We start from the raw sequence: 13,731 nt of genomic DNA on the forward strand, positions 1-13,731 counted from the left end.
TCACCATGAATTCGCCCAGCAGCGTGCGGGGCGTTACAGCGTGCGGCGCGTTACAGCGTGCGGCGTCCCTCGAACGCTCGGCCGAGGGTGACCTCGTCGGCGTACTCGAGGTCGCCGCCCACGGGCAGACCGGATGCCAGCCGCGTCACGCGGATCTCGAGCGTGTGGAGCAGGCGGCTGAGGTAGGTGGCCGTGGCCTCGCCCTCGAGGTTCGGGTTCGTGGCGAGGATCACCTCCTGCACCGAGCCGTCGGCGAGCCGCTGCATGAGCTGGGTGATGCGCAGGTCGTCGGGGCCGATCCCCGCGATGGGACTGATCGCCCCGCCCAGCACGTGGTACAGCCCCCGGAACTCGCGCGTGCGTTCGATCGCGGCGACGTCCTTCGCATCTTCGACGACGCAGATGAGGGCGGGGTTGCGGCGCGGGTCGCGGCAGATGGAGCAGCGGTCCTGCTCGGAGACGTTGCCGCAGATCTCGCAGAAGCGCACCTTCTCGCGCACTTCACCGAGGAGCTGCGACAGTCGGGACACGTCGAACGTCGGCGACTGCAGGATGTGGAACGCGATGCGCTGCGCGGACTTCGGACCGATTCCCGGGAGCCGGCCGAATTCGTCGATGAGGTCTTGGACGATGCCGTCGTACATCAGCTGAACCTCGTCGGGGGCTCGTAGGGTTCGTCACGGACGTAGTTCGCACCGAGCATCTGTCGGACCACGGCCTCTCCGTAGCGCTGCACTCCCCCGCGCAACGGCGCCATGCGCGGCACGATCACCGGCGGAACGGGGAGGTCGGCCTCGTCGTCGGGCGGCGGGATCACGTCGTCGTCGTCGACCTCCTCGGGCGCGGGCACCGAGGGGGCGACGTCGGAGGAGCGCAGCACGGCGCCCTCGAAGGGCGGCGGAGCGATGCGCGGGGCCAGCCGGACGGCGGCCTCCTCGGGCTCGTCGTCGACCGCGAGAGCGGTGCCCGCGGCCGCCGGGGCGGCGGAGGGCGCCGCGGCGACCGGGCGTGCGGCGGGTGCGGACGTACCGGCCGCCGACGCGGGCGCCGCGGCGACGGGGCCGGAACCCGTGCTGGCGGGAACGCCCGGGATCGGCGCGACGGCCCAGTCGGTGACGGAAGCGGACGCGTACGACGCCGCCGAGCGTGGTGCCGGAGCCGAGGACGTGGCTCGGGCGTCACCGGCGGGTCCGGCGCCCGGGCCGCGCGGGGAGCCGCCCTGCCCGCCGGAGCCACCGTCGCCCTCGAGGCGGGCGAGGTACTTCACCCGGATGCCGAGGACCGACTGGATGGCGCGGCGCAGGTCTTCGCTGGCGCCTCCGTCGGGCGTGCGGGTCTTGAACGAGGTCAGATCGGCACCCGTGCGGAAACCGAGCGTGAGCACGTCGTCGTCGAAGGCGAGGACGGACGCCGTGGACACGACGAGCCAGGACGCGCGGCTGAGGGCCTCGAGCTGGCCGAGGACTTCGGGCCACGCGTCACGCACGTGCGACAGCTCGAGCGGACCGACCGGAACCGCCGGCGGCGTCGGCGCCGCGGGATCGAGCGGCGAGGAATCGTCGCCCTCGCCTTCTGCCGCGGCGTCGGGTGCCGGGGCATCGGCGTCGGGCGTCGGCGCGGTGTCGAACGGGTGCGGGTCAGCGTGTGCCGAGACCGGCGCGGGCGCGGCGGGCGCCGTACCGGTGGGGGCGGCACCGGGTGCGGCAGTGGCCCGCGGTGCGGCGGGCGCCGCGGGCTCGGGCTCGACGTCGTCGAACGGCGGCGGGGCGTCGTCGTCGTCGAACGGCGGCGGGACGTCGTCGTCGGACGGCGCGGTGGACTCGGTGGTCGCGCCGGCGGGCCGGGCCGGCTCGGCCGCGGTGGGCGCGGACGAAGGCGCGGGAGTCGTCACCGGGGCGGCCACCGGCGTCGTCGGAGCGCTCGGCTCGGACACAGGAGGCGCCGCGACCGGCGGCGCCGTGGCGGGAGACGGCGCGACCACGGGAGGCGCGGCGCGACCCGGCGCGGCGACGCTCGGCGATGCGACACCCGGCGCAGCGATACCCGGGGACGCGACACCCGGCGACGCCACACCCGGCGCGGCGACGCTCGGCGATGCGACACCCGGGGACGCGATACCCGGCGATGCCACACCCGGAGCCGCGATACCCGGGGACGCCACACCCGGGGCCGCAGCGGCAGCGGCCGCGGCCGCGGGGGCGGAAGTCGGCGCGGGCGTGCGCGCCGGAGCCGGGGCACCGTGCTCGGCGGCGTGCGCCGAAGCGGCCGCGGGGGATGTGCCCTGCGACACACCCGCGTGCGTCAGCACACGGGCGACGAGGAGTTCGAGCTGCAGCCGGGGCGAGGTGGCCCCGGTCATCTCGTCGAGGGCCGCCACGACGAGATCCGCGGTGCGCGACAGCCGGGCGACGCCGAACGCGGTGGCCTGACGCGCCATGCGCTCGAGTTCGTCGTCGGGGACGCCGCGGAGCACCGCGGAGGCGCCGGCACCCGTGGCCGCGACGACGATGAGGTCGCGCAGGCGCTCGAGCAGGTCGTCGACGAACCGGCGGGGGTCCTGCCCGGTCTGCACCACACGGTCGACCGCGGCGAAGGCTCCGGCGCCGTCGAGGGCCGCGAACGCGTCGACGACCTCGTCGAGGAGCTCGGAGTGCGTGTAGCCCAGCAGCGCCACGGCGCGCTCGTAGTTCACCAGGATGTGGCCGTCGGCATCCCGATCCGAACCGGCGATGAGCTGATCGAGCAGCGACAGCGTGTCGCGCGGCGAACCGCCGCCGGCGCGCACGACCAGCGGCAGGACGCCCGCCTCGACCGCGACGCCCTCGCTCTGGCACAGCTCCTGCACGTACTCGAGCATCGCCGCCGGCGGCACGAGCCGGAACGGGTAGTGGTGCGTGCGGGAGCGGATGGTGCCGAGCACCTTCTCGGGCTCGGTCGTGGCGAAGATGAACTTCACATGCGCGGGCGGCTCTTCGACGAGCTTGAGCAGGGCGTTGAAGCCCTGCTGCGTCACCATGTGCGCCTCGTCGAGGATGAAGATCTTGAACCGATCGCGGGCCGGGGCGAAGATCGCCCGCTCGCGGAGGTCGCGGGCGTCGTCGACACCGTTGTGGCTGGCGGCGTCGATCTCGACGACGTCGAGGGATCCTCCGCCGCCACGGCCGAGCTCGACGCAGCTGTCGCAGACGCCGCACGGAGTGTCGGTGGGACCCTCGGCGCAGTTGAGGCAGCGCGCGAGAATGCGCGCCGAGGTCGTCTTGCCGCAGCCGCGCGGACCCGAGAACAGGTAGGCGTGGCCCACGCGGTCGCCGCGGAGGGCCGTCATCAGCGGCTCGGTCACCTGCGACTGCCCGATCATCTCGCCGAATGCCTGCGGGCGGTAGCGGCGGTACAGGGCTGTCGTCACTCCTCCAGCCTACGGCGTGCCACCGACATCGCCCCCCCCCGTCGTCCTCCCCCGCCCGGCGGCATCCGCCCCGGACCCGGCGTCGCGATCCGCGAGACTGCAGGCGCCTGACATCTCCACTGCAGCCCGCAGTGGAGATGTCGGCTCGATGCAGTCTCGGCGAATCCCGGATGCCACCCCGACAGACGCCGAACGCGGCGACACCCCGAAGGGCGCCGCCGCGTCAGGACCGCGGGTCAGGCGTCGAGGCCGACGGCCACGGGCTCGTCGTCGCTCGAGACGAGCGGGATCGCCGCCGTGACGATCGGCACCGAGGCCGACAGCAACGTGCCGTCCTCGCGCACCGACCCCTCGAGCTGCCGGATCGACGGGCGTCCCGGCAGGAGCGGACCCTGGCCGTGCAGCGCGACCCGCACGCTCTCGCCGGGGGCGACGGTGTAGTCCACGCCGCGCACCGCGAAGTCGACCGGCCCGCCCTCGTCACCGGCGCGCAGCGTGAGCGCGGTCGCGGTCAACGTCACGTTCAGTCGGGTGCCGTGCCAGTGCAGCACGTACGACAGCTCGGGCCAGTCCGCCGGCAGACGCGGGTCGAACGTCAACCGTCCGAAGTGGTCGCGCATGCCGCCGAAGCCGCTCACCAGCGCCGTCCACACGCCACCCGCCGACGCGACATGCACCCCGTCGGCGGCGTTGTGGTGCAGGTCGCCGAGGTCGACGAACGCGGCCTGGCGGAAGTACTCGAGGGCGAGGTCCTGGTAGCCGACCTCGGCCGCGAGGATCGACTGGACGACGGCCGACAGCGTCGAGTCGCCGGTGGTGAGCGGGTCGTAGTACTCGAAGTCGGCGAGCTTCTCGGCATCCGTGAAGTGATTGCCCTGCAGGAACAGCGCGAGCACGACGTCGGCCTGCTTGAGCACCTGGTAGCGGTAGATCACCAGCGGGTGGAAGTGCAGCAGCAACGGCCGCTGATCGGGCGGCGTGTTCTCGAGGTCCCAGATCTCGCGCTCCAGGAACACCGCATCCTGGGGATGGATGCCGAGGGCCGGGCTGAACGGGATGTGCATCGCCTCGGCGGCCTTCTCCCAGCGGTCGGGCTCGGAGGGGTCGAGGTTCATGCGGTCGGCCATGCGGCCGTACGCCTCGGGGTCGTTCTCGGCGAGGTCGCGCACGGTGCGGGCGGCGAAGCGCAGGTTGAAGCGCGCCATGACGTTCGTGAACAGGTTGTCGTTGACGACCGTCGTGTACTCGTCGGGGCCCGTCACGCCGTGGATGTGGAACGAGTCCTCACCGTCGCCGTCGCCGTCGCTCGACCGCCAGAACCCGAGCGTCGACCACAACCGCGCGGTGTCGACCGCGATGTCCACCCCCTCGCGCGCGAGGAACTCCTCGTCGCCGGTGGCGCGGACGTACTTCGCCAGCGCGAAGGAGACGTCGGCGTTGATGTGGTACTGCGCCGTGCCGGCGGCGTAGTAGGCCGAGGCCTCCTCGCCGTTGATCGTGCGCCACGGGAACAGTGCGCCGGCCTCGTTGAGCTGGTGCGCACGCTTTCGCGCCGCGGGAAGCATCAGATACCGCATGCGCAGAGCGTTCCGCGCCCACTGCGGCGTCGTGTACGCCAGGAACGGCAGGACGTAGACCTCGGTGTCCCAGAAGTAGTGGCCGCTGTAGCCCGACCCCGTGACACCCTTCGCGGGCACCCCCTGGCCGTCGGCGCGGGCGGCGGCCTGCGCGAGCTGGAACAGGCACCAACGGGTGGCCTGCTGCAGGTCGGCCTGGCCGCCGATGCGGACGTCCGAGCGCTCCCAGAACGCCGCGAACCAGTCGATCTGACGCTCCACGAGCGCATCGACGCCGATGCTGCGCGCGCGGTCGACCGTGCGACGGCAGCGATCGACGAGCTCCCCCGCGGGCACGCCGCGCGAGGTGTGGTAGCCGACGAACTTCGTGATCGTCGTCGGGACGCCGGCCCGGGCATCCACCCGGAAGACGTTCTTGGCGATGTCCGGCTCGACGAGGTGCCGTGATTCGTAGGTGTTCGCTGTGTCGACCTCGTGGTCGGCGACGACCGCGATCGTCATGCCCGATTCGGTGGCCTCGTACGACAGCGCGGACCGATTGCCGTCCTGCCAGTACTCCCGCGGCTGGAGCACGCGGTCGGTGAGCTTCTCGGTCTTGCGCGGGTCGAAGCCGGCCGTCTTGGATGCCATCGGCGAACCGCCGTAGATCCCCTCGCCGTCCTGGCGGTTCAGCAGCTGGCACGCCACCGTGACGGGGGCGTCGGAGTTCAGCACGGTGACGGTCAGACGCAGCACGACGAGGTGCTTCTCATCGAAGGAGACGAAGCGCTCATCCTCGATGCGCACCTCCTTGCCCGAGGGCGTCACCCACAGCAGGCTCCGGCGGAGGATGCCCTGTCGCAGGTCGAGCACGCGCTCGTAGTCGCGCACGTCGGCGACGTCGAGGGAGAGCGGCTCGTCGTCGACGTAGACGCGCATCACCTTGGCATCCGGGGCGTTGATGATGGTCTGCCCGACCTCGGCGAAGCCGTAGGCCTGCTCGGCGTGGCGGATCGGGAACGTCTCGTGGAACCCGTTGATGAACGTGCCCTGCTCGTGGGCGAAACGCCCCTCGATGGAGTTGCCACGCAACCCCAGATAGCCGTTGCCGACGGCGAAGAGGGTCTCTGTCACGCCCGTGTCGTCGACCGAGAACTCGGTCTCGACGAGGCGCCATTCGTCGACGGGGAAACGATCGCGATCGATCATCGGGGCATGCCTTCCGCGGGTGCCGGGCTTCGGGTGCGTCGCGCGGGGCGACGGCTCAGTCTACGAACGCCTGGAGGTCGTCGACGACCACGTCGGCCCCCGCGGCGACGAGGTGCTCGGCGCCGACGCCGCGGTCGACCCCGACGACGAGTCCGAACCCGGCGGCGGAGGCCGAGGCGACGCCGCTGGTGGCGTCCTCGACGGCGGCCGAACGGGCCGGGTCGACGCGCAGCATCCGGGCGGCCTCGGCGAACACGTCGGGGGCGGGCTTGGATGCCAGGTGGTCGCGCTCGGCCACGACGCCGTCCATCACGACGGGGAAACGGTCGCGGATCCCCGCGGCCTCGAGGACCTCGACGGCGTTCTTCGAGCTGGACACCACGGCGATCGGGATACCGGCGGCCTGCAGCACGTCCAGCAGCGCGACCGACCCCGGGTAGGGCGCGATGCCCTCGGCGCGGAGGATGCGCGAGAACACGAGGTTCTTGCGGTTGCCGACGCCGCACACGGTGTCGAGCGACGGGTCGTCGGACGGGTCGCCCCACGGCACCTCGACGTCACGGCTGCGCAGCAGGCTCGCCACGCCGTCGTAGCGCTTCTTCCCGTCGACGTGGTCGAAGTAGTCGCGATCGGTGTACGGCGGCTGGATGTCCCAGGCCGCGAACAGCTCGTCGAACATCTCTTTCCACGCCCGCATGTGCACTTCTGCGGTGGGGGTGAGCACGCCGTCGAGGTCGAACAGGACGGCATCGTAGGAGGAGAGGTCGGGCAGGTCGCGGCTGTCGGTCACGGTTGCTCCAGATCGCAGGACGGGACGCGCGGTCACGGCGGTGCGCCGCACTCCCAGCGTAGTGGCGGGGTGGGGAGGCCGCGGGGTCAGGACGCGACCGACAGGGTCTGGCGGGCGATCTCGAGCTCTTCGTTCGTCGGCACGACGAGGACCTCGACGCGCGACGCATCGGACGAGATCCGACGGATGCCACGCCCCCGCGTCTCGTTGCGCTCGGCGTCGAGTTCGACCCCCGCGAAGCCCAGCGTGGCCACGGTCTCGGCGCGCACCCGTGCGGCGTTCTCCCCCACGCCGGCGGTGAAGGAGATGACGTCGACGCCGCCGAGCTGCGCGAGGTACGCACCCGCGTACGCGCGGAGACGGTGGATGTACACGTCGAACGCGAGCTGCGCGTCGGGGTCGCCGGCGTCGCACCGCGCGGTGAGGTCGCGCATGTCGGACACTCCGGCGAGGCCGACGAGGCCCGACCGCTTGTTCAGCAGCGTGTCGAGGTCGGCGATCGAGAGATCGGCGCGGCGGGCGAGTTGCAGCAGCACCGCGGGGTCGAGGTCTCCGGAGCGCGTGCCCATGACGAGCCCCTCGAGCGGGGTGAGACCCATCGAGGTCTCGACCGATCGGCCGCCCTCGATCGCCGTGACGGACGCGCCGTTGCCGAGGTGGAACACGATCTGCCGCAGATCGGCGAGGGGGCGACCGAGGAAGGCGGCCGCCGATTCGCTCACGAACTTGTGGCTCGTGCCGTGGAAGCCGTACCGGCGGATGCGGTGCGTCTCGGCCAGTTCGCGGTCGATCGCGTACGTGTAGGCGGCGGGGGCGAGCGTCTGGTGGAACGCGGTGTCGAACACCGCGACGTGCGGCACGCCCGGAAACGCCTTCTTCGCCGCGACGATGCCGGCGAGGTTCGCCGGGTTGTGGAGAGGCGCCAGGACCGACAGCTCGTCGATGTTGATCTCGACGAGAGGGGTCACGAGCGTCGGTTCGAAGAAGCGCGCCCCGCCGTGGACCACGCGGTGTCCGACGGCGACCGGCGATCGCTCCTCGAGCGACGGCCCGTGGACCGCGAACGCCTCGAGCATGACGGCGAACCCCGCCGTGTGGTCGGGGATCTCACGTTCGATGGTGGACGTGGCATCCACGACCGTCGGCGCGGGGCCGCCCTCGGGGCTCAGGGCCGCCGCGGCGACCGTGTGCGTGGCGACGCCGATCCCCTCGCCGATGCGCTCGACCAGTCCCGAGGCGAGCACGCGCTCGTGCTGCATGTCGAGCAACTGGTACTTGAACGACGACGAACCGCTGTTGACGACCAGTACGACGCTCACGCGCGGCTCCCCTGGGCCTGGATCGCGGTGATCGCGATCGTGTTGACGATGTCGTCGACGAGTGCGCCGCGCGACAGATCGTTGATGGGCTTGTTCAGGCCCTGCAGGACCGGGCCGATCGCCACGGCACCCGCCGAGCGCTGCACCGCCTTGTAGGTGTTGTTGCCGGTGTTGAGGTCGGGGAAGACGAACACCGTGGCGCGCCCCGCCACCTCCGACCCGGGCATCTTGGCCTGGGCCACGGCGGCATCGGCCGCGGCGTCGTACTGGATCGGGCCCTCGACGAGCAGCTCGGGGGCGCGCTCGCGCACCAGCGCGGTCGCGGTGCGCACCTTCTCGACGTCGGCGCCGGTGCCCGACTCCCCCGTCGAGTACGACAGCATCGCCACGCGCGGCTCGATGCCGAACTGCTCGGCGGTCGCGGCGGACGAGACCGCGATGTCGGCCAGCTGCTCGCTCGTGGGATCGGGGATCACGGCGCAGTCGCCGTAGACGAGGACGCGGTCGGCGAGCGCCATCAGGAACACGCTGGACACCACCGACACCCCGGGTGCGGTCTTGATGATCTCGAACGCCGGACGGATCGTGTGCGCCGTGGTGTGCGCGGCGCCCGAGACCATGCCGTCGGCCAGGCCCAGGTGGACCATGAGCGTGCCGAAGTACGACACGTCGGTGACCGTGTCGGCGGCCTGGGCGTACGTGACGCCCTTGTGGGCACGGAGCCGCGCGTACTCGGTGGCGAACTTGTCGACGTGGACGGCGTCGAAGGGGCTGAGCACCTCGGCGTCGCGGATGTCGATGCCCAGCTCGATCGCGCGCCCTCGCACCTCGAGCGGCTCGCCGAGGATCGTGAGGTCGGCGATGCCGCGCGCCAGGACGGTCGCGGCCGCGCGCAGCACGCGATCGTCGTTGCCCTCGGGCAGCACGATGCGGCGCCGATCGCCGCGCGCGCGGTCCACGAGGCCGTACTCGAACATCAACGGCGTGACGACGCTTGGGCGGGCGACGCCGAGTTCGCGCGTGAGCAGGTTGGTGTCGACGTGGCGCTCGAACATCGCCAGGGCGGTGTCGTACCGGCGCTGCGAGTCGGCGGCGAGGCGACCACGCGTGTTCATGATGCGCACCGCGGTGTCGTACGTGCCGAGATCGGTGGCGATGATCGGCAGCGACGAACCGAGCCCGTCGATGAGGCGCACGATCGTGTCGGGCAGCTCGAACCCGCCGTTGAGGACGACACCGGCCAGTGAGGGGAACGTGCCCGAGGCGTTGGCCAGCAGGGTCGCCAACAGCACCTCGGTGCGGTCCGCGGGGATGACGATGACCGCCGACTCCATCAGGCGCGGCAGCACGTTGACCATCGACATGCCCGCGACCACCACGCCCAGCACCTCGCGCGTGAGCAGTTCGGGGTCGCCCTTGATCAGCTCGCCCTCGACCGAGCGCAGCACGCCCCGCATGGAGGGGGCGATGAGGAACCTGTCTTCGGGAAGCGCCCACACCGGCACGGTGCGGCCCGTCGGGGTCGGCGCGGCGTCGACGACGCGCCGGACGGATGCCACGACCTCGTCGAGGGCGTCGGGATCGGCGCGGTTGACGATGACGGCGAACACCTCGGCGCGCTCATGGAGCAGCTCGGGCATGGTGAGCGCCGCGATCTGCCCCACCTCCTGCGCGGTGCGCGCGACCGAGAGACCCAGGGTCTCGCCCTGCCCCTGCTGCGCCCGCCCGCCGAGGACGAGGAGCACGGGAGCGCCGAGGTTCGCGGCGATGCGCGCGTTGTATGCGAGCTCGGCGGGGCTGCCGACGTCGGTGTAGTCGCTGCCGATGACGACCACCGCGTCGCACTGGGCCTCGACGGCCTTGTACCGCTCGACGATGCGCCCCAGGGCGGCGTCGGCGTCGTCGCGGACGTCGTCGTACGTGACGCCCACGCAGTCGTCGTACGCGAGGTCGACGCCGTCGTGGTCGAGCAGCATCTCGAGCACGTAGTCGCGCTCGGCGGTCGAGCGCGCGATCGGTCGGAAGACGCCGACGCGCGGGGTCACGCGGCTCAAGGCGTCGAGGACGCCCAGAGCCACCGTGGATTTGCCCGAGTGCCCCTCGGCCGACGTGATGTAGATGCTCTGCGTCACGGCATCCAGCCTAGGCGGGGCGGGTGGGATCCCGCCGGGGTTGCCTCGCTGTCGAGGGATCCGACGCGCGCCGTAGGCTGCCCTCGTGAGCACTCCCCCGGATCGCCCCGGCACCACCGTCCCCGACCACCGCGGACGTACCGGCCTGCACCTCACCGGACGCGACCTCGACCGCAACCCGCGAGTCGAGGTGACCGATGTCGAGCTGCTGGCGGCGGGCTGGCACGTCCTGCGCGCGACGACCTTCCGCTACCTCGGCGACGACGGCGAGTGGACCTCCCAGAAGCGCGAGACGTACGACCGCGGGAACGGCGCGACGATCCTGCTCTACGACCCCGAGCGCCGGACGGTGCTGCTCACGCGGCAGTTCCGCTACCCGGTGTACGTGAACGACCACCCGGACGGCATGCTCATCGAGACCGCCGCCGGGCTGCTCGACGACGACGACCCCGTCACCGCGATCCGCCGTGAGGCCGAGGAGGAGACGGGGCTGCGTGTGACCGAGGTCGAACCGGTCTTCGAGGTGTACATGAGCCCGGGGTCGGTGACCGAGCGTCTGCACTTCTTCGCCGCCGCGTACGACGGCGCGAGCCGCGAGGGCGATCGCGGCGGCCTGGCCGAGGAGGGCGAGGAGATCGAGATCCTCGAGTACGACATCGACGTCGCCCTGCGGATGATCCGCGACGGCGAGATCCAGGATGCCAAGACCATCATGCTGCTGCAGTGGGCGGTGATCGACGGACCGTTCGCACGGCACTGAGGCCGGGGTCCGGGTGCGCCCGGGCATGAAAAGACTCTCCGCGCACCCGGCAGAGCCTGGTTACCCTTGCTACGTTTCCGTCCTGGGGGAGTTGGCCTGGATACCGCCGCGCGGAGAGCTGGGAACAGTCTACCCGACGTGCGCGGCGGTGCATGCCGGACGGAGTCGACGACCGATCAGGCGGGGAATGCGACGCGCCGGAGCAACGCCGCGAGATGACCGCGTTCCTCGTCGTCGAGCCCCGCGTGCAACGCCCGTTCGGCGGCGAGGATCGCCGGGCGCGCCTCGGCGAGGAGGGCGCGCCCCTCGGCCGTGATGACCACGACGTTCGCGCGCCGATCACGCGGGTCGGCTTCGCGGGACACGAGCCCGCGGCGCTGCAGATCGTCGACGAGGGCGACGACCTGGCTGGGGTCGAGCCGGAGGTGTTCGGACACCTCGCGCTGCGACGGGCGGGCCTCCCCCGCGGCGAGCGCGAGCACCGAGTACGACCGCACCTTGAGTCCGAAGGGCGCGAGGGCGGCGTTTCCGGAGGCGATCGAGAGCGCGTTCGCACGCGCCATGAGGAAGCTCAGGTCGTCGTCGAGGCGCACGGTCTCGTCGGTCGGGGTCTTCGGTGTCACAGCAGAATCCTAGCAATCGCAATCATTGACTTTCTCAACGATTGAGTTTAGAAAGAGTGCGACGGAAGGACTCCCATGAGCAACGCCCCCCTCCTCGACGGCAAAGTCGCCGTCGTCACCGGCTCGGGCCGCGGCCTCGGCCTCGCCTACGCCCGCGAACTCGCCCGCCACGGCGCGGCCGTCGTCGTCAACGACGTCGACGCCGCGACCGCCGCCGAGGCCGTCGCCACGATCGAGGCCGACGGCGGCCGTGCGGTCGCGGTCGTCGCCCCGGTCGGCCCCACCGCCACCGCGCGCGAACTCGTGCGCACCGCGGTCGAGACGTTCGGGAAGATCGACATCCTCGTCACCAATGCCGGGGTCCTGCGCGACACGGTCCTGTGGAAGATGAGCGACGACGACTTCGACACCGTCATCGGCGTGCACCTGCGCGGCACGTTCACGTGCGTGCGGGAGGCGGCGACCTGGATGCGCGAGAACGGCGTCCCCGGCCGGATCATCTGCATCGGCTCGCCCACCGGTCAACGCGGCAACTTCGGCCAGACCAACTACGCCGCGGCCAAGGCCGGAATCGTCGGCATGGTGCGCACGTGGGCCCTCGAGCTCCGGAAGGCGGGGATCACCGCCAACGCGGTCATCCCCGTCGCCGCGACCGCGATGACCGCGACCGTGCCGTATTTCGCCGCCGCCGTCGAGGCCGACGCGGCGGGCGAGCCCATGCCCGCGTTCTTCCGCCACGACCTCGGCTTCGGCACCTCCGACGACGTCGCCGGTCTCATCGCCCACCTCGCCTCGGATGCCGCCGGCGCGGTGACCGGACAGGCCATCGGCATCGGCGGCGACCGCTTGCAGCTGTGGACCCACCCCCAGCCCGCCGCCACCGCCTACCGCGACGGCGGGTGGAGCGCCGAGGCGCTGACGGACGAGTTCGACGCGGCGGTCGGCCCGCTGCAGAGCGTCGGCGAGACCTTCCCGCCCCTCCCGGACGAGCTGCGGCGCGACCCGGTCCGGTGACCGCGTGACCCGCTACGAGCCCGCCATCGACGTCGCGGCCCTCACCGCGATCGACATGCACGTGCACGTCGAGATCGACGGCCACGACCACTCGTCCCTCCCCGACGACCTGACGGAGGCCGCCAGCCGCTACTTCTCGACCGACGGTCCCCGACCCGACCTCGACCACATCGCCGCGTACTACCGGGAACGCCGGATGGCGGCCGTGGTGTTCACCGTCGACGCCGAGACGCAGCTCGGGCACCCGCCGATCTCGAGCGCCGAGATCGCGGCCGGGGCCATGCGCCACGCGGACGTGCTCATCCCGTTCGGGTCGGTGGATCCCCGGCGCCCCGACGCGGTGGACCGCGCCCGTCGGTTGATCGAGGATTCGGGAGTCCGCGGCTTCAAGTTCCACCCGACGGTGCAGGGCTTCGACCCGAGCGACGAGCGGTACTACCCGCTCTACGCGGCGATCGAGGCCGCCGGCGTCGTCGCCCTCTTCCACACCGGGCAGACGGGGATCGGCGCCGGGATGCCGGGCGGCCGGGGATTCCGTCTGGGCCTGTCCAACCCGATGCTGTTGGACGCGGTCGCGGCGGACTTCCCGGCGCTGGACATCGTCATGGCGCACCCCTCCGTGCCCTGGCAGGACGAAGCCATCTCGGTCGCGACGCACAAGCACAACACCTGGATCGACCTGTCGGGCTGGAGCCCGAAGTACTTCCCCGAGCAGCTCGTCCGGGCGGCGAACGCGTTCCTTCGCGAGCGGGTGCTCTTCGGCAGCGACTTCCCCCTCCTCACCCCCGACCGCTGGCTGCGCGACGTCGAGCAGACGGCGCTCAAGCCCGAACGCCTCCCCGGCATCCTCCGCGACAACGCCGCGCGCCTGCTCGGCCTCTAGACCCACCCGACTCCACAGAAACTCCCTCGAAACGGAGAA

At 71.9% G+C, this 13,731-nt stretch carries 10 protein-coding genes and 1 other RNA gene; 3 read left to right on the forward strand and 8 right to left on the reverse strand.

The genetic code is table 11. From position 1 onward, the window contains the following. Positions 1–50 precede the first annotated feature (50 nt). The 6 genes from recR to pta all read right to left on the reverse strand — a co-directional run bounded on the left by recR (position 51) and on the right by pta (position 10,412). A complete protein-coding gene (gene recR / locus BGO45_RS05375) occupies positions 51–644 on the reverse strand; it encodes a recombination mediator RecR (protein ID WP_076494733.1) in 594 nt (197 codons plus the stop codon). Continuing rightward, the gene (locus BGO45_RS05380; protein ID WP_292691571.1) at positions 644–3,406 is read right to left on the reverse strand and encodes a DNA polymerase III subunit gamma and tau; all 2,763 of its coding nucleotides are present in this window, start codon (positions 3,404–3,406) and stop codon (positions 644–646) included. Before BGO45_RS05380 ends, recR begins: the two co-directional genes overlap by 1 nt. A 236-nt stretch (positions 3,407–3,642) precedes the next feature. Then, positions 3,643–6,171 carry a glycoside hydrolase family 65 protein gene (locus BGO45_RS05385; RefSeq protein ID WP_292691573.1) on the reverse strand — a complete coding sequence of 843 codons (2,529 nt, stop codon included), beginning with the start codon at positions 6,169–6,171 and terminating at the stop codon, positions 3,643–3,645. A 55-nt stretch (positions 6,172–6,226) separates the two neighbouring features. Further along, positions 6,227–6,961, reverse strand: coding sequence for an HAD family phosphatase (locus BGO45_RS05390; RefSeq protein ID WP_292691575.1), 735 nt, complete (start codon positions 6,959–6,961; stop codon positions 6,227–6,229). Between the two features lie 86 nt (positions 6,962–7,047). Continuing rightward, a complete protein-coding gene (locus BGO45_RS05395) occupies positions 7,048–8,280 on the reverse strand; it encodes an acetate/propionate family kinase (protein WP_292691577.1) in 1,233 nt (410 codons plus the stop codon). Next, entirely contained in the window at positions 8,277–10,412 is a 2,136-nt protein-coding gene (gene pta, locus BGO45_RS05400; RefSeq protein WP_292691580.1) for a phosphate acetyltransferase, read from the reverse strand. The genes BGO45_RS05395 and pta overlap by 4 nt, the downstream gene beginning before the upstream one ends. 85 nt (positions 10,413–10,497) lie before the next feature. Between pta and BGO45_RS05405 the strand changes: the two genes are divergently transcribed. After that, positions 10,498–11,172 (forward strand): NUDIX domain-containing protein, encoded by a 675-nt coding sequence (locus BGO45_RS05405; protein ID WP_292691582.1) that lies wholly within the window; start codon positions 10,498–10,500, stop codon positions 11,170–11,172. A gap of 26 nt (positions 11,173–11,198) precedes the next feature. On the opposite strand, the gene ffs is transcribed toward BGO45_RS05405, so the two are convergent. Both ffs and BGO45_RS05415 read right to left on the reverse strand, forming a co-directional pair. Then, positions 11,199–11,295: signal recognition particle sRNA small type (gene ffs, locus BGO45_RS05410), an RNA gene on the reverse strand. Positions 11,296–11,348: 53 nt separating this feature from the next. Continuing rightward, complete coding sequence (locus tag BGO45_RS05415) at positions 11,349–11,795, reverse strand: MarR family winged helix-turn-helix transcriptional regulator (protein ID WP_292691584.1); 447 nt, start codon at positions 11,793–11,795, stop codon at positions 11,349–11,351. Positions 11,796–11,870: 75 nt separating this feature from the next. Here BGO45_RS05415 and BGO45_RS05420 point away from each other — a divergent pair, with 75 nt between their 5' ends. Both BGO45_RS05420 and BGO45_RS05425 read left to right on the forward strand, forming a co-directional pair. After that, a complete protein-coding gene (locus tag BGO45_RS05420) occupies positions 11,871–12,809 on the forward strand; it encodes an SDR family NAD(P)-dependent oxidoreductase (protein ID WP_292691586.1) in 939 nt (312 codons plus the stop codon). Positions 12,810–12,813: 4 nt separating this feature from the next. After that, entirely contained in the window at positions 12,814–13,692 is an 879-nt protein-coding gene (locus BGO45_RS05425; protein ID WP_292691588.1) for an amidohydrolase family protein, read from the forward strand. Positions 13,693–13,731: the final 39 nt, after the last annotated feature.

The organism is Microbacterium sp. 71-36, assembly GCF_001898305.1.
GTDB lineage: Bacteria > Actinomycetota > Actinomycetes > Actinomycetales > Microbacteriaceae > Microbacterium.

What these genes read in the sequence shown, in the direction of transcription:
- recR (WP_076494733.1), bottom strand. Translation starts at nt 644, where the DNA reads ATGTACGACGGCATCGTCCAAGACCTCATCGACGAATTCGGCCGGCTC.
- BGO45_RS05385 (WP_292691573.1), bottom strand. Translation starts at nt 6,171, where the DNA reads ATGATCGATCGCGATCGTTTCCCCGTCGACGAATGGCGCCTCGTCGAG.
- BGO45_RS05420 (WP_292691586.1), top strand. Translation starts at nt 11,871, where the DNA reads ATGAGCAACGCCCCCCTCCTCGACGGCAAAGTCGCCGTCGTCACCGGC.